Raw genomic sequence first — 20,372 nt, 5'->3', positions numbered from 1 at the left:
TATAAGGAACCGATAAGATGCCAACGATGGGCAAATCCCTGCATTATCTCGACGTAGGTTCAGGCTTTCCATTGCTGCTGGGCCACAGCTATCTGTTCGATCTGAATATGTGGGCGCCGCAGTTCGAAGCGCTGGCTAAACGCTACCGCCTGATCGTACCGGATCTCTGGGGCCACGGCGATTCACCGGCACTGCCACCCGGGCGAAACAGCCTGTCGGATATCGCCGCCGATCATTTGGCGCTGATGGATCATTTGGATATTGAAGAGTTCGGCATCGTCGGCCTGTCCGTCGGCGGCATGTGGGGCGCCGAACTGGCGGCGCTGGCGCCGGAGCGGGTGAAAGTGCTGGCGCTGCTGGACAGCTACCTGGGCGACGAAACTCCAGAGGCGCGGCAGCGCTATATGGGCATGCTGGCCGCCGTGGAACAGGCCGGCGCCATCACGCCGCCGCTGCTGGAATATATCGCCGCGCAGTTCTATTCCGACGAAGTGCCCGCTGCGCTGTCGCAGCCGTTGCTGGCCCATCTGCAAAGCCTGCCCGCCGAGCGCCTGCGCGAAAGCATCGTGCCGCTGGGCCGGATGATCTTCGGCCGCCCCGACAAGCTGGCGCTGCTGGAACACATCACCGCCGCCAGCATCGTCATCACCGGCGCGCAGGATAAGCCGCGCCCGCCGGCGGAAGGCCAGCGCATGGCGGATCTTCTCGGCTGCCGACATGTGCTGATCCCCAACGCCGGGCATATCAGCAACAAGGAAAATCCGGCGGCGGTCAATGAAACGCTGCTGGCGTTTCTGGCCGAAAGCACCACGCCGCTGTTTTGGTAAGTCGCTCCGGGCCGCCAGGCCCGGACCTGCCATGCCATCGCTCAGACGACGTGGCTATCGCCATTTCCCTGACCGAACTCCCCCAGACGCAACCAGCGGTAAAGCTCCGCATCGCGCTGAAAATGCATCTTTCTCATCACCGCCCGTTTATGCGTGCTCACCGTCTTGATGCTGACCCGAAGCCGACGGGCAATGGCGGTCGGCGTCATTTCCCAACTCAGGTAACGCATCACTTGTTTTTCCTGCGGCGTCAATGGCAACGGCTGGCACCAGGCGCAACAAGAAAAACCGCAGGCGCCGCCGGTTCGGCCTTTTATCACCCGCGCTACCGTGTGCAACAGCTTTGCGACGCCTTCATTGCGGTACACCCTGCCCGCTTCCCTCAGGCACCCCGAAATGGCGCGAATGCGGGCTTCTCTGAGATCGTAAACGGCGAGATAAAGGGCGTGAGGAGCATGGGGAGGATGGCAAAAACGCGCCATGTCGCCTTTGGCGATCGCCTGGAACACAAGGTCGGCATTCATCGGCTCGCTGCAGCGCGCCTCGATGCCACGTTCACTAAAATAGTCGCTCAACGCCCGATACGCCCCGGCGACAAAAAAGCGGTCGATATCCAGGAAGGCGATATTGATGACCGTGTTCACGCCGTTTCCCTCCGCGCGAAAACAAACCGGCAAAACCGGCCGGCATTGAGCCTGCTGCGCCCATCCAACGTAACGAGCAGCAGCGTCAAAACCGCCCATTGGATGAGCGACAGCCCGAACGGGTAGGAAAACTGCGCGCACAGCAGCAAGGGAATGCCGCTCGCCGCCAACGCGGCCTCTTCCCCGGCGGCCGGGCTGTGCAAGCGGGCGGCGATGCGCTCCCGTCGCCATGTTTGGCGCACCAGCGCCGCCACGCCCGCCAGCAGGCACAGCATGCCCGCCAACGCAACGACGCCGCCTTCTATCCACCACAGCAGGAGCTCATTATAGGGTTGCCGCGCTGCGCCTGCCCGCGCCACCGCGGGCAGCGCATGGGCCTGTAAATGCTCAAAGCCATGCTCGAATCGGCCATAACCCCATCCCAACCAGGGCCGCTCTACCACCAGCGCCAGCGAATCAAGCAGCGTATCGCAGCACGGCGCGGCATTCGACAAACGAACGCCGGCGTTCAATTCATCCGCCAATATCGCCAGGCAGAATCCCAATGCCGTCATCAGCAGCGCGAGCACGCAATGCAGCGGGTATCTGCGCACAAACATCACGGTCAACAGCGCGGCACCCAATAACACGCTGAGACAAACGGTCTGCGATGCCCCCCAGCCCAGCGCGGCGGATAAACCGATCAAGAGCGGCAGCAAGAGTAAAATACGCCATCGCTCGTTATCTCGGCGCAACATGCGGAACCGAGGCAACACCGTCAGACCCCATCCCGCCAATAATCCGCTCGCCAATAAACTGCTCGCGGCATCCGGCCAACGCCCCCCGCTGCCGGCATAGCCCGCCGCCGCCTCGGCCGGGAAGGAAAAAAGCCAAATGCCTCCCACGGCAGCGGCTAATACCAGCGTATAGATAAACGCAATACGCACGTGCTGCATGACCCGATATTGCAATAGGATAAAGTAAATAATCCAACTGCCAAACAGGCAGGCCATTCGCCCGACGGTAAGCACGCCCCACTCGGCACGAGAATAAAAAAGGGGCAGCAGCAATATCACCGCGCCCAGCGCAAAGAAAAAACACGCGGGGGTCATCCCCCACGCTTTTCGCAAAAAAAGGAGCGCGCCGCCGACGCCCAATAAAGCAAACAGGACAATCCCAATCACAAGAGAATATGGAAACGTCAGCGAGAAATAGTTCACATCATAGTGATAAATATAGCCACCCAACAAAAGCAATACGCTGACATAGACCATCACCATGAACTTTAAACATGGAATAGACATAATAATTTCATCCCAAAATATCTATCTGAAAAACCATCAGAAAAGGCTTAGCCATTTTTCAATTGCAATAAAAGAAATGCCTGTCAGCAACACCAGCCCGGTAACTATCGCCATCACAATCCCGACAGATTGAATAGCTTCAAAAAGCTTTCGCCTGTAGCGTAAAAGCGTCCAGTTTCTTTTAAACATACCTTTTCCTCTTGGCCATTCAGGCTTCAAGCAAAGAAAGCCCGCAATTTAAACGTGGATTACCGGCAAAACCCTGTCGCATTCCCCAGCGAGTTCCATAGTATCGCCGCAGCCAAAATCAAGATATATGTATTAAATTTAACCATAAAAACAGCTTTTAATTCCTATAAATAATAAAAATAAGGAATTAAAAACCAAAACAAAGAAAACCTAATATTATAAAACTGGCGACACCCGTACGTTTGAACTTTCGCCAAAAATTTCACAACATGAAAAAATCGCCATCATCTTGACGGGTGAAAAATAATAGATAACTCTGTCCTCGCTAAATTTCGCCGTCGCTATAAGGGCAAGCAGCACATTATGGAATACGTCATTAATCAGATGATTATTTTCTCACCTGCCGAACGCGCATTGTTCATCATCAATGAACGGGAATCTTTTATGCCGTTATCTAATCCTGCCACCCGCTTGTTGTTAGAGTTGGTTACCCATCATAAAGAGATGCTCACCCGCAGGCATTTGATGCAGCGGGTCTGGGAAGATAATGGTTTTGTGGGTTCAAACAATAATCTGAATGGTTGCATCAGTGAGATAAGAAAAGCACTTGAGTCGTTGGCGCTGGATCCGCAAATCATTATTACCATCCCCAAACTGGGGTTCATTCTTGAAGCGGAAATTACCTCATGCGAAAACATGCGCTCACCGGACAACCAAAAAGCGGTTATTCCCACCCTGTTGACCCGGGCCGGCGCACTGTTAAAACGGCGTGGGAATATCTGCCAGGCAAATAAAGCGCCCCTTGCCGCAGCATTGATGATGATTGCGTGCTTTAGCCTCGTCTGCGCTTTATTGTGGTTCAACCGGCCGGTTCACGCGTTCAAAAACGCCAGGGTCGATTTTTTTTATCGCCATGAGCAGTGCAACGTTTTTACGTTGAAAACCGCCGCGCTGAACGACCGGCGTGAAACGCAAGCGCAAATTGCCGCTGCATTGAAAGCTGAAGCGACCGACTGCGGCACAACGCCCGCCGATCTGTTCTACACCAAAATCGCCAACCCCAATCTTCCTTTTCAGGTCACCTTCATCGCCATCTGCAATCTGGCGCAACCCGGTCAATATGGCCGGTGCCGCACGATCAAAAACACCGACGGTATGACGCCATGAACAAAAAAACACGCTTTATCGTCGGCTTGTTATTGCTGATGGCGCCCCTGGCAAGCCAGGTCTCCCAGCTGTCGCACCATCCTAAAACCTTACTGCGTTGCGAAGCGGAGATCACCGCGCGCAACCGCTATGGCCCAGCCATGGAGCCCGCCGCGGTTTTAAAAGCAAAGATGTATTTTTTCCTCTACCACAACGGCACTGGCTTTATCAGGCTCAATGGCTTTATCGAGCGACAAGAAAAGACCTATGTGCTGAACCGCGAACTTCACTATGTGTATGACACCCCCGGCGATGAGGCGGCTGAAGAGGATGACGGCGGCGATGGGTACACGCTGCGATTCGCCGCCGACCGTAAACATGCCGGAGATACGGTTCCCGCCCCCCTTTGGGCGACCTTTTTGCAGTCGGAAGATCCCCGAATCTCCTACCATGTCGCCGTCGAACACGTACTCGGCAACCTGTATGTGGTCAGTACGCTTCAAAGCCCGACCTTTGTCTGCCGGCGTTATTAGGCTATGCGTTGCGAGTGTTGCCTATCGGAAGAAAAGCCCGCAAGCGGCAGCCATTTCAGCGGTTAATTGAACGCGCCATGCGGCTGTAGGTGTGGCGCACGCCGCGAATCGCCACGCTGTAGGCGAAGATGTTTTCCGGCAGCGCCAGCCCCAAATAGCCGGTATCGCCGATATGGTGCAGATCCGCGCCGGCCATTTTGCTCATCAGCGCAATCTGCCGCACGGTCTGCACGTCGGCCCCCTCTTGCGAGGTGCCGATCGCCGTCATCGCCAGCGCCCCCTGCCGCTGGGCAAAGGCGATCAGCGCCGCCACTTTCTCCTGCGACATGCCGGGAATGGTGCCCGGCGCCGGCAGCAGCACGATGTCCGCACCGTTCTCCACGAACAGCGCGATGTCCTGCTCGCCGATCAGTTGGCTGCCGCTTTCGCGCACAATGCCGGCGCCGTGCATTTTGCCGGTCACCAGCACCATCTCGTCGCCCACTTCATCGCGTATCGCTTTCAGCGCGGCGGCGATCGCCTGATTGCTGACGCCGTTGTTCGGGTTGCCGGTCAACACCAGCATGCGCGCGCCAAGCTGATACAGCTTGCGCGCATTCTCGGCGGTGGCGGCGCGACCCGCCGTCATCTGCCAAAAGTCGTTATGTTCGCTGGCGAAAGCCGGATCGACGGCCTCCAGGTTCACCCCGATCACCCGCCCGGTCAGGCGCTGCAGCGTGCGCAGCGCCTCCTGCGGCGGCACGTCGGCGGGCAGGCCCGCGATATGTGGACGATCGACGTCGAACAGGTTCAACAGCAGCAGGTCGGCGCCCTGGCTGGCCGCCAGTTCGGCGTTGGTGACGTTATTGAGCAGCGGCTGAGTGACCGCGATGGTTTCGCTGACCAAGATGCGCCCTTCGCTGGCGCGGATGGCATAGAGCAGGTCGGCTTTGCCGATATCGGCCAGATCGCTGGCGCTGCAGTCCAGATAGCGTTTCATGAGGCAAGCTCCGATGACGTTAGCGGGAATGGATGCCCCCTCTCCCACCGCCGTGAAAGAGGGGGAAAAGGTTACTTCAGCGTAAAACTTTGCGCCTGCACGTTGTCGGAGTCCAGGCCGACGAACACGTTGAATTTGCCCGGCTCCGCCCCCCATTTCAGGCTGGCGTTGTAGAACTTCAGATCGTCTTCGCTAATCGGCAGCTCAACCTGCTGCGACTGACCGGCCTTCAGCGTCACTTTCTTGAAGTTGCGCAGCTCTTTCACCGGGCGGCTGACCGACGCGGTGACGTCCTGCAGATACAGCTGCACCACCGTGGCGCCGTCGTACTTGCCGGTATTCTTCAGCGTGACGCTGGCGGTTAACTTGCCGTTGCGCGCCATCGTCGGGCTGGATAACTTCAGATCCGACAGGCTGAAGGTGGTGTAGCTCAAGCCGTAACCAAACGGATACAGCGGGCCGTTCGGCGAATCGAAGTAGCGCGAGGTGTACTTACCCGGGTTCTCCTTGCCGAACGGCCGGCCGGTGTTCAGGTGGTTGTAGTACATCGGGATCTGGCCGACCGAGCGCGGGAAGGTCATCGGCAGTTTGCCCGACGGGTTGTAATCGCCGAACAGCACGTCCGCCACCGCGTTGCCGCCCTCGGTGCCGCTGTACCAGGTTTCCAGCATCGCGTCCGCCTGCTCGCTCTCCCAGCTCAATGCCAGCGGGCGGCCGTTCATCAGCACCAGCACCAGCGGCTTGCCGGTGGCTTTCAGCGCGGCGATCAGATCGCGTTGGCTCTGCGGGATCGTGATGTCGGCGCGGCTGGAGGCCTCGTGCGCCATGCCCTGCGATTCCCCCACCACCGCCACCACCACATCGGCCTTGTTCGCCGCCTGCACCGCTTCGTCGATCATCTGCTGCGGCGAACGGGTATCGAACGCCACCGCCGGCTCATACTCGTTAAGATAATCGATGATGCCTTTATCCTGCGTAACGTTGGCGCCCTTGGCGTACAGAATGCGCGCCTTGTCGCCCACCGCCCGCTCCAGCCCCTCGCGCAGGGTGACCGACTGCTTGACCACCCCGGCGGCTGACCAACTGCCCATCACGTCGCGCTGGCTGTCGGCCATCGGCCCGACCAGCGCAATGGTCGCCTGCTTGCTCAGCGGCAGCGTCTGCTTATCGTTCTTCAGCAGCACCATCGTCTTGCGCGCCACCACTCGCGCTTCGGCGCGGTGCAGACGGCTTTCGGCGTTGGTGTCCTGCGGATCGGAACCCGCCGGGCCCAGATGCACGTAAGGATTGGTGAACAGCCCCATGTCGTATTTGGTGTTCAGCACGTCGCGGCAGGCGCGGTCGATATCGCTTTCAGACACCAGTCCGTCCTTCACCAGACCCGGCAGGTATTTGTCGTAGAACTCGTCGCTCATGCTCATGTCGACGCCGGAGGTGATCGCCAGGCGCACCGCGTCGCGCGCGTCGGCGGCCACGCCGTGCTTAATCAGTTCCTTAATCGCGCCGTGGTCGCTGATGGTGATGCCTTTAAAGCCCCACTGCTCGCGCAGCAGATCTTTCAGCAGCCACGGGTTGGCGGTGGCCGGCACGCCGTTCACCGAGTTGAGCGACACCATCACTCCACCGCTGCCGGCGTCCACCGCCGCTTTGTAAGGCGGCAGATAGTCCTGATGCATGCGCAGCGGGCTCATGTCGACGGTGTTGTAATCGCGGCCGCCTTCGACGGCGCCGTACAATGCAAAGTGCTTGACGCTGGCCATCACCGAACCGGGTTTGGCCGGATCGCCGTTCTGGAAACCGTCGACCATCACCTTGGCGATTTTCGAGACCAGCCAAGTGTCTTCGCCGAAGCCTTCGGAGACCCGGCCCCAGCGCGGATCTCGGGTGATATCGACCATCGGCGCGAAGGTCATGTTCAGGCCGTCGTCGCTGGCCTCTTGCGCCGCGACCCGGGCGCTGAGCGCGATGGCTTCCAGATCGAAGCTGGCCGCCAGCCCCAGGCTGATCGGGAACACGGTGCGCTGGCCGTGCACCACGTCATAGGCGAAGAACAATGGGATTTTCAGGCGGCTGAGCTGCATCGCCTGATCTTGCATCACCCGGATATCCGGCCGGGTAACGGTATTGAAGATGGCGCCGATCTGCCCTTTGCGGATCCCCTCGCGGATCGCTTCTTTCGGGTTATCCGGCCCGACGCTGATCAGCCGCAGCTGGCCAATCTTCTCTTCCAGCGTCATCTGCTTCATCAAATTGGACACGAAGGCGTCGCGCTGCTGGGCGTGAATGCCCTGCGTTATCGGCGTTTCCTGCGCAAAAGCCGGGCTGAGGGCCAGACCGGACAACATACTCACCACACAAAGCCATTTCATCTTGTTTTATCTCAGGCGTGTTTCCGCCGCCAACGCCGCGGAGTTTAATCGGAGTGAAGAAACAGTTTGCCACACTCTGTTTCATCGCCAAGGGAATTCGCATCGCTAATGTTTACAAAGCATTACAGGTTATCGGCAGGTAATTCTGCAGCCGGGCGCGGCTGTCGGCGGCCTCCGTCGCCAGAAAATCGATCAGCGCGGTTAACGTCGGCGGCGCCACCGTGCGTTCAGGATAGACCAAATAATAGGCCGCGCCGCTGCTGACGCAGAGCGGGAACGGCGTTACGATGCGCTGCGCCTGAATATCCTCCTCCAGCAGGCACAGATCGCCGATGGCGATGCCGAATCCCTGCAGCGCGGCGCTCATCGCCAGATCGAGGGTATCGAAATGCTGGGCCTTGCCGGACGGCAACGCATCGGCGCCCGCCGCCTTCAGCCAGCGCAGCCAGTCGCGCCGATCGCGCGTCGGGTGCAGCAGGGTTTTGTCCGTCAAGTCCGTCAACCGGGCTGCCGGCGGCAGGAACGTCGGCGTGCAGACCGGCGTGAGGATTTCGTCGAACAGCAAGTGCGCGGTCAGCTTTTTACCCGGCGGCCGGCCGAATACCACCGCGGCGTCAAACTGCTCGGTACTGAAATCCAGGCCGTGCGACACCGAGGCGGTCAGCTCGATATGCATGTCCGGCCGTTCATTTTGCAGGCGAATGATGCGCGGCAGCACCCAGCGCATGGCGCAGGTCGGGCATTTGATGCGCAGCGCCCCCGGCGGAGCGGCGGCCCGCGTCAGGGCTTCATCCAAGTGCCCCAGCGCCTGCTGTACCGGCGCCAGCAGCTGCGCGCCCTGCGGCGTCAACGCCAAACCGCGCGCCTGACGGCTGAACAGCGGATAGCCCAGACGCTGTTCCAGCCCGAGAATTTGCCGGCTGACCGCCCCCTGCGTCAGGTGCAGCTGCCGGGCGGCATGGGTAAAGTTGAGGCGTTGCGCCACCACCACAAAGGTTTTCAATACGTCGAGCGACGGCAGGGATATCGGCATAGCGTGCCTCGATTAGGTATGATCGTAGTGCATGGCAAGTATGACAAACTTTCCCTTGTCCGCCTACGCCGCCTGATGCTTAATCGCTCAACACTTCCCTGTTTGCCTGGAGCCCATCATGCAGAGCGCCTGCTCATCCCGCTCGAAGCTGCCGGACGTCGGCACCACCATCTTCACCGTCATTGGCCAACTCAGCGCCGAACATCAGGCCCTCAACCTGTCGCAGGGCGCGCCCAACTTCGCCGGTGACCCGCAGCTGATCGAGGCAACGGCGCAAGCCATGCGCGCAGGTCATAACCAATACGCGCCGATGAGCGGCGTGGCGGCGTTACGTGCTGCTCTGGCGGAAAAAGCTGAACGATTGTATGGCGCGCGCTATGACGCCGACGAAGAAATCACGGTGATCGCCAGCGCCAGCGAAGGGCTGTACTCGGCGATCAGCGCGCTGGTGCATCCCGGCGACGAGGTGATCTATTTCGAACCGGCGTTCGACAGCTATGCGCCGATCGTGCGCCTGCAGGGCGCCACGCCGGTGGCGATCAAACTGTCGCTGCAGGACTTTCGCGTCGACTGGGATGAAGTGGCCGCCGCCATCAACGGCAAAACGCGCATGATCATCGTCAACACGCCGCACAACCCGACCGGCGCGGTGTTCGACGCGCAGGATATCGACCGCCTGACCGCCCTGACCCGCGACACCGACATCGTGATCCTGTCCGACGAGGTCTACGAGCATGTGGTATTCGACGGCGATATTCACCACAGCATGGCGCGCTACCCGCAGTTGGCGGAACGCAGCGTGATCGTGTCGTCGTTCGGTAAAACCTACCACGTCACCGGCTGGCGCGTCGGCTATTGCCTGGCGCCGGCGGCGTTGATGGACGAGATCCGCAAGGTGCACCAGTTCATGGTGTTCTCCGCCGATACGCCAATGCAGCACGCCTTCGCCGCCGCGCTCGCCAACCCGCAGAGTTACCTGGGGCTGGCGGCGTTTTACCAACAAAAGCGCGATCTGCTGGCCAGCGCCCTGCAGGATTCGCGCTTTGAGCTGCTGCCCAGCCGCGGCAGCTTCTTCATGCTGGCCCGCTTTAGCGGCTTCAGTCACGAAAGCGACAATGATTTCGCCGTGCGCTTGATCCGCGAAGCGAAGGTGGCGACGATCCCGCTGTCGGCGTTCTACAGCGACGGCACCGATACCGGCCTTATTCGGCTGAGTTTTTCCAAAGATAACGAGACCCTGCTGGAAGGCGCGCGCCGCCTGAGCCAGGTGTAATTTTTTGTCCGACCATGGAAAAGGGGCACTGCCTATGAAAGCTTTGAAAACGCTGTTCGCCGCCGGATGCCTGCTGGCCGCCGGCTCTTCTCTGGCGGCGGAAAACAGCCTGCGCTTCGGTCTGGAAGCGCTGTATCCGCCGTTCGAATCCAAATCCGCCAGCGGCAAACTGGAAGGGTTCGACATTGAACTGGGCGACGCGGTGTGCGCCGCCGCGCAGTTGCAATGCAGCTGGGTGGAAACCTCGTTCGACAGCCTGATCCCGGCGCTGCAGGCGCGCAAGTTCGACGCCATCAACTCGGCGATGAACGTGACCGAACAGCGGCGCCAGGCGATCGCCTTTACCGACGCCATCTATCAAGTGCCGAACCGCCTGATCGCCAAGGCCGACAGCGGCCTGCTGCCGGACGCCAAAGTGCTGGCGGGCAAACACGTGGGCGTGCTGCAAGGCTCGATTCAGGAGATTTACGCCAAAACCCATTGGGCGCCGGCGGGCGTGGATGTGGTGTCTTACCAGGATCAGAATCAGGTGTATCTCGATCTGGCGGCCGGTCGGCTCGACGCCACGCTGGTGATGGCGCCCTCGGGGCAAAGCGGCTTCCTGTCACAGCCGGACGGCAAAGGCTTCGCCTTCGTCGGCGAGGCGGTGCGCGACGACAAGATCCTCGGTGAAGGCATCGCCTTCGGCCTGCGTAAAGGGGATGAGGCGCTGAAGAAGAAACTGGATGCCGCCATCGCCAAAGTGAAACAACAAGGCACGGTGACGGCGCTGTCGAAGAAGTATTTCGGCGATATCGACGTGACGGTGAAGTGATGGACGGGGGCGGCACCGCCGCCCCCTGCCGCGTTTAGCGATCGAACACCGAACTGTTCAGCGCGCGATCCTGCTGGTGGCGCTCCAGCGCCAATTCGATCAGGCGCGTGATCAGCGCCTGGTAGCTGACGCCGCTGGCAGCCCACAGCTTGGGATACATGCTGATGTTGGTGAAGCCCGGCAGCGTGTTAATCTCGTTGATCACCACCTGGTTATCCGGCGTCAGGAACACATCCACCCGCGCCAACCCGAAGCACTCCAGCGCGCGGAACGCCTTCAGCGCCACCTCACGGATGTGGTCGCTCACTTCCGGCGCGATCGCCGCCGGCACCACCACCTGAGCGCCCTGCTCATTGATGTATTTGGTGTCGTAGGAGTAGAAAGCGTCGCTCAGCACGATCTCGCCGCACACGCTGGCCTGCGGATCGTCGTTCCCCAGCACCGCGCACTCGATCTCGCGGCCGACGATCGCCGACTCCACCAGCACTTTATGATCGAAACTGAAGGCCAGTGCCACCGCCGCGTCAAACTCGGCGCGGTTCTCCACCTTGCTGACCCCGACCGACGAGCCCTGGTTGGCCGGCTTGACGAACAGCGGCAGGCCGAGGCGCTCGCTCAGTTGCTCAAACGTGAACCCGGCGCGGTTGGCGCGCGTCAGGGTGACGAACGGCGCCACCGCCAGCCCGGCGTCGCGCAGCAGGCGCTTGGTCACGTCTTTATCCATGCTGACCGCCGAGCCGAGCACGCCGGCGCCGACGAACGGCATATTGGCCATGCGCAGCAGCCCCTGCAGCGAGCCGTCTTCCCCCAGCGTGCCGTGCACGATCGGGAAGATGACGTCGAGCTGGCCCAGCGCGCCGGCGCTGCCCGCTTCGATCAGTTGCTGTTTTTCCTGGCCCGGGATCAGCGCCACGTTCTTGTTCGAGCGGTTCAGCGCGATCAGCGCCGGGTTCTCGGCGTTGAGCAGGTAGTTGGAGGCGTCGTTGATGTGCCACTGCCCCTGTTTGTCGATCCCCAGCAGCGTGACGTCAAACTTCTCTTTGTCGATTGCATCCACAATGTTTTTGGCCGACTGCAGCGACACCTCATGCTCCGCCGATTTACCGCCAAAAATCACCCCAACACGTAGTTTAGTCACGCCTTAAATCCTTCTGAAAAATCATGGCAAAAAAGTCGTTCATCACAATAAACGCATTGCCTGGCGGCGGCAATCGTTGTTGCCAGAATCTTCTTACGCCACAGAATGCCACATCGCGACCATCCAAAGCGTATACACTTCGTATATCGTTCATTTATGGAGACGCCGATGGGCATCGTAAAAATTTCGGACGCGCTGCATGACGATCTGCGCCTCGCCAGCCTGACCATGACGCGTTCGATCAACGCGCAGGCCGAGTACTGGATCAAGATCGGCATGCTGGCGGAGTTCCATCCGGAACTGACCTACCCGCAACTGGTAAAAAAAATGATGAAAGATAATGCGCTGACGCTGAAGGAGATTGTCGGGTGAAACAGATTGTGATTAAAACGCCGGAAGAGATTGCCAAAATGCGCCATTCCGGCGCTCTGCTGGCTAAAGTGTTTGCTATGCTCGATGAGGTCATCGTCGAAGGCATCTCCACCATGGAGATCAACGACCGCGCCGAGGCGTTTATCGTCGAAGAACTGAAGTCGCGCCCGGCCAGCAAGGGGCAGTATGATTTCCCCTATGTACTCAACACCTCCGTAGACGACGTGGTATGCCACGGGGTGCCGTCGGCCAGCAAAATCCTGCGTTCCGGCATGATTGTCAACGTGGACATCACGCTGGAAAACGGCGGCTACATCGCCGACTCCAGCAAGATGTACTGCATCGGCCAGGTGACGCCGCTGGCCAAACGGCTGGTGAACAACGTCTATGAATCGATGTGGCAGGGCATTCGCGCGGTGAAACCGGGCGCCACCCTGGGCGATATCGGCCACGCCATCCAGCGCCACGCTGAGCAGGCCGGCTACAGCATCGTGCGGGAGTATTGCGGCCACGGCATCGGCCGCGACATGCACGAAGAGCCGGCGGTGCTGCACTACGGCCAACCCGGCAGCGGCATGGCGCTGCAGGAAGGCATGGTGTTCACCATCGAGCCGATGATCAACCAGGGCGACCGCCGCATCAAGCAGAAGAAGGACGGCTGGACGGTGGTGACACGCGACAAAAAACTGTCGGCGCAGTGGGAACACACCGTAGCGGTCACCGCCGACGGCGTGGAAATCCTGACGCTGCGCGACGAAGAGCGTCGGGCCGGTTACGCCGAACGCTACTAAATCCGCAAGCCATTAGCTTAATAAGCTAATGGCTTGATAAGTTATTTAATTGATAGCCTCTTAGCTGACTGCGCGGCACTCCGGCGCCGCGGTTAAAGCGACGGGGATGACAGGGAGACAGGCAGCATGCAGTCAGGCAATCAGGCGTTTCTCAACCAGCTTAAGGACATCGTCGGCGGCCCGCAGTTGTTGACCGGCGATCGCAACACCGAACGGTATCGCAAAGGGTTCCGCTCCGGCGAAGGCCAGGCGCTGGCGGTGGTGTTTCCCACTAGCCTGCTGCAGCTGTGGCGCATTCTGCAGGCCTGCGTGGCCGCCGATAAAATCGTCATCATGCAGGCCGCCAACACCGGCCTGACCGAGGGCTCAACCCCCAGCGGCAACGACTATGATCGCGATATCGTCATCGTCAGCACCCTGCGTCTCGACCATATTCAGGTGCTGGACAACGGCAAGCAGGTGGTCGGCTTCCCCGGCAGCACCCTGCACCACCTCGAGAAATTGCTCAAGCCCTACGGCCGTGAACCGCATTCGGTGATCGGCTCTTCCTGCATCGGCGCCTCTGTTATCGGCGGCGTGTGCAACAACTCCGGCGGCTCGCTGGTGAAACGCGGCCCGGCCTATACCGAAATGGCGCTGTACGCCCAGTTAGGGGAAGACGGCCAGCTGCGCCTGGTGAACCATCTGGGCATCCGGCTTGGCGACACGCCGGAAGAGATCCTCACCCGGCTGGAAAAAGGCGACTATCGCCCGAGCGACGTCGAATACGGCGAGCTGCGCGCCTCGGATAACGAGTACGCCAGCCGGGTGCGCGACGTCGACGCCGACACCCCTTCCCGCTTCAACGCCGACAAACGCCGCCTGTACGAAGCCTCCGGCTGCGCCGGCAAACTGGCGGTGTTCGCGGTGCGGCTCGACACCTTCGAGAAAGAGGGCAAAGAGCAGGTGTTCTATATCGGCACCAACGACACCGCGGTGCTGACCGAACTGCGCCGCCACATGCTGAGCCAGTTCGAAAACCTGCCGGTGGCCGGTGAATACATGCACCGTGATATCTTCGACATCGCCGAGGTGTACGGCAAAGACACCTTCATGATGATCGACAAGCTCGGCACCGATCAGATGCCGCGCTTCTTCACCCTGAAAGGCCGCATGGACGCCAGCCTCAACAAGCTGCCGCTGCTGCCGCACAACCTGACCGATCGGCTGATGCAGAGCCTGAGCCATCTGGCGCCGAGCCACCTGCCGAAACGCATGAAGGAATACCGCGAACGTTTCGAACACCATCTGCTGCTGAAGATGGCCGGCCCCGGCGTGGAAGAGGCCCAGCGCTACCTGACCGACTATTTCGCCCAGGCCGAAGGTGCCTTCTTCGCCTGCACGCCTGACGAGGGCAAAAAGGCTTTCCTGCACCGCTTCGCCGCCGCCGGCGCCGCCGTGCGCTACCACGCGGTGCACGCCGACAAGGTGGAGGATATTCTGGCGCTGGACATCGCCCTGCGCCGCAACGACACCGACTGGTTCGAAACGCTGCCGCCGGAAATCGACAGTCAGTTGGTGCATAAGCTGTACTACGGCCACTTTATGTGCCACGTCTTCCACCAGGACTACGTGGTGAAAAAAGGCGTAGACAGCCATGCACTGAAAGAAAAGATGCTCGAGATCCTCAACCGGCGCGGCGCCGAGTACCCGGCGGAGCATAACGTCGGCCACCTGTACCACGCCAAACCGGATCTGCAAGCGTTCTACCGCACCGCCGATCCGACCAACAGCTTCAACCCCGGCATCGGCAAAACCAGCAAACGCAAAGGCTGGGCCGAAGCCCCCCGCTAAACGCCGCACGATCGGCCCGCCGCCCACCCGGCGCGGGCCTCACCGCCCCTGCCCGCCTCGTCATGACCTTTCCGCTTATAAAGATGCATTTTTATTGCAACTTATAAAACTCCCGATTACCATTCATCGCAAATGAGAATTAATTACAAAGCTGTCGTGACGGATACATGACATCCGCCATGGCATTCACCGCGAACTTAATGAGAAGGAACCTACCATGAGTCAGACCCTCGATTCCGCCCAGCTGTTGGCCGCGCTCGATAAAGTGATGGTGATCTCCACCACCGATCTGCAGGGCACCATCACCTACGTCAACGACCTGTTCTGCCAACTGACCGGCTTTTCCCGGGAAGAGCTGGTGGGCCAGCCCCACAGCATCGTGCGTCACCCTTCCGTGCCGAAAGCCGTTTACAAAGCAATGTGGGACACCATCAAGGCGGGCGGCATCTGGACCGGCATCATCCCGAACGTCGGCAAGGGCGGCGTGCTGTACGTGGTCGACACCACGGTGCAACCGCTGTATGACGCCCAAGGCAATATCGAGGCTTATATCAGCATCCGCCGCGTAATTAACGATCTGATGACCGACTTCGAATCGGTGGAATTCGCCAAAGAACAGTTCGACAACCACTACGACAAGTAACCGCTATGGCCGACATTATCGAACGCATCCTGATTGGTTACGGTTCGGAGTCGGGCAACGCCCGGGCGCTGGCGATGCGCCTGGGCGAGCAAAGCAGCCTGCAACCCTACCGCCCCGTCGTTAAAGAACTCAACGCCATCCAGCCCGCCGATGTGGGCGAACGCGACGCCCTGTTGATTGTCTCGAGCTCATTTGGCGACGGCGAACCGCCCGCCAACGCCGAACGTTTTCCCGACGCGCTGGCGCAATGGCCGGATCGCCACCGGTTGCGCTACGCCATCTTCGGTCTCGGCGACACCGCTTACCCGCATTTCTGCGGGTTTACCCAGGCGCTGGATGCGCGCCTGACGCAATACGGCGCCCGTGCCATCATCAATCGCGTTGACGCCGACGTTAACGTCGAACGGTTCTTCACCACCTGGCTAACGACGCTGGATAAGGTGCTGGCCGGCGATGCCCAGGCGGGCCGCGATTTGCATCTGCGCGTGACCGCCTACGGTGAAGACCATGCGTTCAACGCCGCCCTCCTCGAACGGCGGCCGCTTAGCGCACGCACGCCGCAAGCCTGGCATCTGCGGCTGAATATCGCCGGCAGCGGCATCGTTTACCGGGCAGGGGATACCGTCTATCTGTTGCCGGAGAACGACGAAGGATTATTGATCCGGCTGGCAGAGTGGCTCGGCAGGACGGAGGCCATCGACGCGCTGCGGCGCCGGGAGCTGCGCCAGATCAGCAAAACGACGCTGCGCGAACTGGCGCAGTTGGCCGACAGCGAAGAGCTCAAAAGCCTGCTCAAGATCCGTCAGCGCAAATCCCTGGAGAGTTATCTGTACGGCGCCGATCTGCTGGACGTGCTGCACGATTTTTGCCCGCCGCACGCGATCACGCTGGAGAACCTGTTGGCGCTGCTGCCCATTTGCCTGCCGCGCGCCTACTCCATCGCTTCGGCAACGCGGGAAGAGAGCCTTGATCTGTGCGTGCGCGACGTGCGTTATGAACGCGGCGGCCGCACGCGGCGCGGCACGGCGACCGGCTGGCTGCTCAAGCACCCCGGCCCTTTCCGCCTCTTCTGCCGCGCCAACCCCGGCTTTTACCTGCCGCGCGACACCGCCTTGCCGGTGCTGCTTATCGGTACCGGTACCGGCATCGCACCGTTGATTGGCTTACTGCGCGAAATGGCCGCCCAGGGCGAACGGCGTGAAACCGTCCTGATCTTCGGTGAGAAAAGGCGCGATGAAGACTTCCTGTATGGCGAGGAGTTGGTCACGCTGAACGCGACGGGCGTACTCACACGGCTCATCACGGCATTCTCGCGCGACGCCGCCGACAAGTATTACGTGCAACACGCCATCGACGATCACGCCGATGCCGTCAGCGGCCTGCTGCAACGGGGCGCGCATGTCTACCTGTGCGGCAATCGTCAGTATCTGGAACATGCCGTGGCGACGGCGCTGGAGCAAGCCTGCGGGGCGGAAAACCTGTGGCAGACGCTGATTGAGCAGCAGCGGCTGCACCTGGAACTCTATTGAGACAGGGCGGCGTTCACCGCTCCGCGCGCAACAGCAAGGAGACGATGAACGCGCCCCCCAGCCCCGCCGTAATGATGCCGATGGGCAGCTCCTGATTGGGGATCAGGCTGCGGCTGAGCATGTCGCCGCCGGTCAGCAGCATCGCCCCCAGCAGGCCGCACATCGGCACGGACAAGCGGTGGCGCACACCTACCAGGCGCCGGGCCAGATAAGGCACCATCAGCCCGACAAAACCGATCACGCCCGTCAGCGAAACGAGAAACGCCGTAGACAATGCGCAGCACAGAAAGGTCTCGGTGCGCAGGCGCGCCACGTTGACGCCCATCGAATGGGCGGTTTGCTCGCCCGCCAGCAGCGCGTCCAGCGCCCGCCAACGCAGCGCCGTAAATCCGGCCAGCAGCGCGAAACTCACCAGCGGAATGAACAGATTATCCCAACGCGCCAACCCCAAGCCGCCCAGCGACCAGAACAACACTGAACCGGCCGCCCGCTGATCGCCGGAAAAGACCAGATAGCTGGTGAGCGCGCTGAACAAAAATGAGACCGCCAGGCCGCAGACGATAAGCTGCTCGGCGCGCCTGACCCGGCTGACGCGAAACAGGATCATCACCGCCAACGCGGACAGAATGCCGCCGACGAAAGCGGACAGCGGCAACGTCAGCGCCCCCAGCGCATCGCCGAAGCGCGTGATGACCAGCACCGCGCCGGCGGCGGCGCCGGAGGAGAGCCCAAACAAAAAAGGATCGGCCAGCTCATTGCGGGTGGTGGTCTGCAGCAGCGCGCCGGTCATCGCCAGCCCGGCGCCGGTCAACGCCGCCAACAAGGCCCGAGGTACGCGCAGTTGCACGACGATAGTGTCCAGCATGCCGGAAAGCGGTGCCGAACCTATCCCTAACGCCGCCAACGCCTGCCGCCATGACAGCGCGACGCTGCCCAATTGCAGGCTCCAGACCATTAATCCGCACAACGTCAACAGCGCCAGCGGCGCGAGCACCATAAACCGCCGTGTCAGCGAGTTCATTCAGCCTCCGGCGCGTACAGCGCCCGCGCCAGCTTTTCCACCGCGCCGATATTGGCCGGCCCCGGCGTCAGCTCCGCATACTGCAGTTTCAGATAACGATGGTGCCGTACCGCAGGCGTCAACTTCATCAACGGATGAGACTCGAGGAAACGCCGCAGCGCCTCGGCGCCTGACCCGGTCTGGTAATCCAGCAGAATGATGAAGTCGGGTTCCGCCGCCGCCACCGCCTCCCAGGATGCCGTCGTCCAGCTCGCCGCCAAACCGTCCATCACGTTGCGGCCGCCCGCCGCTTCGACAATCGCCGTCGGCATGGCGTATTTACCGCTGGTAAAAGGCTTCTCTTCTCCCGAGTCATACACGAACACCTTGAGCGGCGCCTGACCCGCCGGTCTGGCGGGCAGCGCGGCTAACCGGCGGCGCCAGCCCTCAACCAGCGCGGCGGCCTCTCGCTGCTTGCCAAAAATCTTGCCGAGCTTCAGCTCATCGTCATACAGCAGGTTCATATCGGCCTTCTGCGGCCGGCCGCCGGCCTGTACGCAGCTCTCGCTCAGCACCAGCGTTTTGATGCCGAACGGCGCGAGCGTCTCCGGCGTGACGTCGCCGCCGATCTTCATGCCGTAATTCCAGCCGGCGAAGAAAAAGTCCGGCTGCGCCGCCAGCAACGTTTCCAGAGCGGGATACTTCGGCGCCAGTTCGGGAATGGCGCCCATCGCCGCCTTGAAATCAGGCGTCAATTTGTACCAGCCGGTGATGCCGGTCAGCCCGACGATCCGATCCTGCAGATGAAGCGCAAAGGCCATCTCGGCCATATTGATGTCGTTGATGACGGCGCGCTGCGGCGCCTGATTGAAGGTGATCGGCTTCCCGCAGCTTTCTACGGTGACGGGAAATTTTTCGGCCGCTGCCGCTCCGCCGGCCAACAGCAGGAGCAAGGGGAATACGCGTATGTTCATGTTTCTCTCTGGTTTATCAAGCGCAATGGGGAACTTCAAAAATACGCAGCGTTTTCCCGCTGACGGGATGCGCCACGCTGAAACTGTGCATGCCGAACACCGGCAGAATTACCGGGGTTTGCAACACCGCCGCGGGCGAACCGCAGGCCACCTGGCGGCTTTCGTTGAGCACCAGGATCCGATCGGCGAACGCCTCCGCCACGGGCAGGTCATGCAGCACCGCAATCACGGCGATGGCTTTATGTTTTACTAACGACAGCAGCGCCGAACGCCCGGGGGGATCGAGGTGATTGGTCGGCTCATCCAACAACAACAGGTCGGGAGACTGCGCCAACGCCCGGGCCAACGCAGCGCGCTGACGCTGGCCGCCCGAGAGCCGCCCCAACGGGTGGTGCCTGAGCGGCGCCAGACCGGTTTCCCCGATGATCTCGTCAACGATGCGTTTTCCCGCCGCGGGCCGTTCGCCATGCGGCAAACGCCCTAACGCCACATAGTCCTCCAGCGACAGCCGCAAATCCGGCAGATCGTTTTGCGCCAGAAAGGCGATGCTTCTGGCGCGTTCCGCCGCCGACCACGCGGACAAAGCGCGCCCTCGCCAGTAAATCTCGCCGCTGTCCGGCCGCGTTTCGCCGATCAGCGTGCGCAACAGGCTGGATTTGCCGCTGCCGTTAGGGCCGATCACCGCCAGCTTCTCACCGGCGCGCAGCGTGAAATGGATGTTGTCGAGTATCGAGGCCCCGCCGTGGCCGGTCAGGCTAACCCCATCAACATGGAGGATGTCGTGAGCTGAATTCATCATGCATTAATTGTTATATTATAACATTTCAATATTTTTATCACGATTGCGCGCCCTCTGCAAAAACGAATCGTAAAGTCTCTCACCGCACGCATGACGGGAAACGGCGGCGGGGAGCCTACCCCCTTGCGCCTCGCGCTGGCGTTAAAACTGCGTTTTTGCAGCAACATAGCACACCTTTAAATTAATGATAATGATTTTCATTA

General features: G+C 60.7%; 20 protein-coding genes. 10 read left to right on the top strand and 10 right to left on the bottom strand.

The genetic code is table 11. The features are described from left to right. Positions 1 to 26: 26 nt before the first annotated feature. Positions 27 to 827: an alpha/beta fold hydrolase gene (locus tag ACMGG9_RS05475; protein ID WP_080280887.1), complete on the top strand. Its 801-nt coding sequence runs from the start codon at positions 27 to 29 to the stop codon at positions 825 to 827. A 41-nt stretch (positions 828 to 868) separates the two neighbouring features. Here the strand turns inward: ACMGG9_RS05475 and ACMGG9_RS05470 are convergent, their stop codons facing one another. From ACMGG9_RS05470 to ACMGG9_RS05460, 3 genes are read right to left on the bottom strand one after another with little or no spacing between them, the layout of a single operon-like run. Next, positions 869 to 1,471 (bottom strand): helix-turn-helix transcriptional regulator, encoded by a 603-nt coding sequence (locus tag ACMGG9_RS05470; RefSeq protein WP_050440169.1) that lies wholly within the window; start codon positions 1,469 to 1,471, stop codon positions 869 to 871. Beyond that, the gene (locus tag ACMGG9_RS05465; RefSeq protein ID WP_172644566.1) at positions 1,468 to 2,754 is read right to left on the bottom strand and encodes an O-antigen ligase family protein; all 1,287 of its coding nucleotides are present in this window, start codon (positions 2,752 to 2,754) and stop codon (positions 1,468 to 1,470) included. Before ACMGG9_RS05465 ends, ACMGG9_RS05470 begins: the two co-directional genes overlap by 4 nt. A 36-nt stretch (positions 2,755 to 2,790) precedes the next feature. Continuing rightward, positions 2,791 to 2,943 carry a hypothetical protein gene (locus tag ACMGG9_RS05460; protein ID WP_154219866.1) on the bottom strand — a complete coding sequence of 51 codons (153 nt, stop codon included), beginning with the start codon at positions 2,941 to 2,943 and terminating at the stop codon, positions 2,791 to 2,793. Between the two features lie 363 nt (positions 2,944 to 3,306). Between ACMGG9_RS05460 and ACMGG9_RS05455 the strand changes: the two genes are divergently transcribed. After that, complete coding sequence (locus ACMGG9_RS05455; protein ID WP_050440168.1) at positions 3,307 to 4,110, top strand: winged helix-turn-helix domain-containing protein; 804 nt, start codon at positions 3,307 to 3,309, stop codon at positions 4,108 to 4,110. After that, positions 4,107 to 4,622, top strand: a complete 516-nt coding sequence (locus tag ACMGG9_RS05450; RefSeq protein WP_213587383.1) for a hypothetical protein — start codon at positions 4,107 to 4,109, stop codon at positions 4,620 to 4,622. Before ACMGG9_RS05455 ends, ACMGG9_RS05450 begins: the two co-directional genes overlap by 4 nt. Positions 4,623 to 4,677: 55 nt before the next feature. Here ACMGG9_RS05450 and ACMGG9_RS05445 read toward each other — a convergent pair whose 3' ends face one another. The 3 genes from ACMGG9_RS05445 to ACMGG9_RS05435 form a co-directional block, all read right to left on the bottom strand. Then, entirely contained in the window at positions 4,678 to 5,601 is a 924-nt protein-coding gene (locus ACMGG9_RS05445) for a PEP phosphonomutase (RefSeq protein WP_042783918.1), read from the bottom strand. Positions 5,602 to 5,672: 71 nt separating this feature from the next. Next, the gene (bglX, locus tag ACMGG9_RS05440) at positions 5,673 to 7,970 is read right to left on the bottom strand and encodes a beta-glucosidase BglX (RefSeq protein ID WP_004939605.1); all 2,298 of its coding nucleotides are present in this window, start codon (positions 7,968 to 7,970) and stop codon (positions 5,673 to 5,675) included. A gap of 112 nt (positions 7,971 to 8,082) precedes the next feature. Next, positions 8,083 to 9,003: a LysR substrate-binding domain-containing protein gene (locus tag ACMGG9_RS05435; RefSeq protein ID WP_414161957.1), complete on the bottom strand. Its 921-nt coding sequence runs from the start codon at positions 9,001 to 9,003 to the stop codon at positions 8,083 to 8,085. A gap of 118 nt (positions 9,004 to 9,121) precedes the next feature. Here ACMGG9_RS05435 and ACMGG9_RS05430 point away from each other — a divergent pair, with 118 nt between their 5' ends. Next, entirely contained in the window at positions 9,122 to 10,276 is a 1,155-nt protein-coding gene (locus tag ACMGG9_RS05430; RefSeq protein WP_021503974.1) for a methionine aminotransferase, read from the top strand. Positions 10,277 to 10,310: 34 nt separating this feature from the next. Beyond that, positions 10,311 to 11,090, top strand: a complete 780-nt coding sequence (locus ACMGG9_RS05425; RefSeq protein ID WP_129993261.1) for an ABC transporter substrate-binding protein — start codon at positions 10,311 to 10,313, stop codon at positions 11,088 to 11,090. Positions 11,091 to 11,124: 34 nt separating this feature from the next. Here the strand turns inward: ACMGG9_RS05425 and ddlA are convergent, their stop codons facing one another. Beyond that, the gene (gene ddlA, locus ACMGG9_RS05420) at positions 11,125 to 12,228 is read right to left on the bottom strand and encodes a D-alanine--D-alanine ligase (protein WP_015377061.1); all 1,104 of its coding nucleotides are present in this window, start codon (positions 12,226 to 12,228) and stop codon (positions 11,125 to 11,127) included. A 168-nt stretch (positions 12,229 to 12,396) separates the two neighbouring features. Between ddlA and ACMGG9_RS05415 the strand changes: the two genes are divergently transcribed. The 5 genes from ACMGG9_RS05415 (at position 12,397) to ACMGG9_RS05395 (ending at position 17,396) form a co-directional block, all read left to right on the top strand. Continuing rightward, positions 12,397 to 12,600, top strand: coding sequence for a ParD-like family protein (locus ACMGG9_RS05415; protein ID WP_006324220.1), 204 nt, complete (start codon positions 12,397 to 12,399; stop codon positions 12,598 to 12,600). Continuing rightward, the gene (map, locus tag ACMGG9_RS05410) at positions 12,597 to 13,391 is read left to right on the top strand and encodes a type I methionyl aminopeptidase (protein ID WP_033642282.1); all 795 of its coding nucleotides are present in this window, start codon (positions 12,597 to 12,599) and stop codon (positions 13,389 to 13,391) included. Before ACMGG9_RS05415 ends, map begins: the two co-directional genes overlap by 4 nt. A gap of 126 nt (positions 13,392 to 13,517) precedes the next feature. Next, positions 13,518 to 15,224, top strand: coding sequence for a D-lactate dehydrogenase (dld, locus tag ACMGG9_RS05405; protein ID WP_164057420.1), 1,707 nt, complete (start codon positions 13,518 to 13,520; stop codon positions 15,222 to 15,224). Positions 15,225 to 15,441: 217 nt separating this feature from the next. Next, positions 15,442 to 15,867 carry a PAS domain-containing protein gene (locus ACMGG9_RS05400; RefSeq protein ID WP_023447580.1) on the top strand — a complete coding sequence of 142 codons (426 nt, stop codon included), beginning with the start codon at positions 15,442 to 15,444 and terminating at the stop codon, positions 15,865 to 15,867. Positions 15,868 to 15,872: 5 nt separating this feature from the next. Next, the gene (locus ACMGG9_RS05395; RefSeq protein WP_164057421.1) at positions 15,873 to 17,396 is read left to right on the top strand and encodes a flavodoxin domain-containing protein; all 1,524 of its coding nucleotides are present in this window, start codon (positions 15,873 to 15,875) and stop codon (positions 17,394 to 17,396) included. Between the two features lie 13 nt (positions 17,397 to 17,409). Here the strand turns inward: ACMGG9_RS05395 and ACMGG9_RS05390 are convergent, their stop codons facing one another. Genes ACMGG9_RS05390 through ACMGG9_RS05380 form a run of 3 tightly spaced genes read right to left on the bottom strand, consistent with a single transcriptional unit; the run spans position 17,410 to position 20,169 of the window. Further along, a complete protein-coding gene (locus ACMGG9_RS05390) occupies positions 17,410 to 18,417 on the bottom strand; it encodes a FecCD family ABC transporter permease (protein WP_089191330.1) in 1,008 nt (335 codons plus the stop codon). After that, positions 18,414 to 19,370 (bottom strand): ABC transporter substrate-binding protein, encoded by a 957-nt coding sequence (locus tag ACMGG9_RS05385; RefSeq protein ID WP_042783910.1) that lies wholly within the window; start codon positions 19,368 to 19,370, stop codon positions 18,414 to 18,416. The genes ACMGG9_RS05390 and ACMGG9_RS05385 overlap by 4 nt, the downstream gene beginning before the upstream one ends. A gap of 16 nt (positions 19,371 to 19,386) precedes the next feature. Next, positions 19,387 to 20,169 (bottom strand): ABC transporter ATP-binding protein, encoded by a 783-nt coding sequence (locus tag ACMGG9_RS05380; protein ID WP_232230745.1) that lies wholly within the window; start codon positions 20,167 to 20,169, stop codon positions 19,387 to 19,389. Positions 20,170 to 20,372 lie beyond the last annotated feature (203 nt).

Source organism: Serratia sp. BNK-10, from assembly GCF_047456065.1.
In the GTDB taxonomy this organism is placed as follows: domain Bacteria; phylum Pseudomonadota; class Gammaproteobacteria; order Enterobacterales; family Enterobacteriaceae; genus Serratia; species Serratia ureilytica.
The sequence above is the reverse complement of the archived record's forward strand: the minus strand, read 5'-3'. Positions and strand labels throughout refer to the sequence as shown.

Excerpts from the sequence above, each read along its gene's own strand:
- ACMGG9_RS05475 (WP_080280887.1), top strand. The coding sequence starts at position 27 with ATGGGCAAATCCCTGCATTATCTCGACGTAGGTTCAGGCTTTCCATTG.
- ACMGG9_RS05465 (WP_172644566.1), bottom strand. The coding sequence starts at position 2,754 with ATGTCTATTCCATGTTTAAAGTTCATGGTGATGGTCTATGTCAGCGTA.
- ACMGG9_RS05460 (WP_154219866.1), bottom strand. The coding sequence starts at position 2,943 with ATGTTTAAAAGAAACTGGACGCTTTTACGCTACAGGCGAAAGCTTTTT.
- ACMGG9_RS05455 (WP_050440168.1), top strand. The coding sequence starts at position 3,307 with ATGGAATACGTCATTAATCAGATGATTATTTTCTCACCTGCCGAACGC.
- ACMGG9_RS05450 (WP_213587383.1), top strand. The coding sequence starts at position 4,107 with ATGAACAAAAAAACACGCTTTATCGTCGGCTTGTTATTGCTGATGGCG.
- ACMGG9_RS05445 (WP_042783918.1), bottom strand. The coding sequence starts at position 5,601 with ATGAAACGCTATCTGGACTGCAGCGCCAGCGATCTGGCCGATATCGGC.
- bglX (WP_004939605.1), bottom strand. The coding sequence starts at position 7,970 with ATGAAATGGCTTTGTGTGGTGAGTATGTTGTCCGGTCTGGCCCTCAGC.
- ACMGG9_RS05435 (WP_414161957.1), bottom strand. The coding sequence starts at position 9,003 with ATGCCGATATCCCTGCCGTCGCTCGACGTATTGAAAACCTTTGTGGTG.
- ACMGG9_RS05430 (WP_021503974.1), top strand. The coding sequence starts at position 9,122 with ATGCAGAGCGCCTGCTCATCCCGCTCGAAGCTGCCGGACGTCGGCACC.
- ACMGG9_RS05425 (WP_129993261.1), top strand. The coding sequence starts at position 10,311 with ATGAAAGCTTTGAAAACGCTGTTCGCCGCCGGATGCCTGCTGGCCGCC.
- ACMGG9_RS05415 (WP_006324220.1), top strand. The coding sequence starts at position 12,397 with ATGGGCATCGTAAAAATTTCGGACGCGCTGCATGACGATCTGCGCCTC.
- dld (WP_164057420.1), top strand. The coding sequence starts at position 13,518 with ATGCAGTCAGGCAATCAGGCGTTTCTCAACCAGCTTAAGGACATCGTC.
- ACMGG9_RS05400 (WP_023447580.1), top strand. The coding sequence starts at position 15,442 with ATGAGTCAGACCCTCGATTCCGCCCAGCTGTTGGCCGCGCTCGATAAA.
- ACMGG9_RS05395 (WP_164057421.1), top strand. The coding sequence starts at position 15,873 with ATGGCCGACATTATCGAACGCATCCTGATTGGTTACGGTTCGGAGTCG.
- ACMGG9_RS05390 (WP_089191330.1), bottom strand. The coding sequence starts at position 18,417 with ATGAACTCGCTGACACGGCGGTTTATGGTGCTCGCGCCGCTGGCGCTG.
- ACMGG9_RS05385 (WP_042783910.1), bottom strand. The coding sequence starts at position 19,370 with ATGAACATACGCGTATTCCCCTTGCTCCTGCTGTTGGCCGGCGGAGCG.
- ACMGG9_RS05380 (WP_232230745.1), bottom strand. The coding sequence starts at position 20,169 with ATGATGAATTCAGCTCACGACATCCTCCATGTTGATGGGGTTAGCCTG.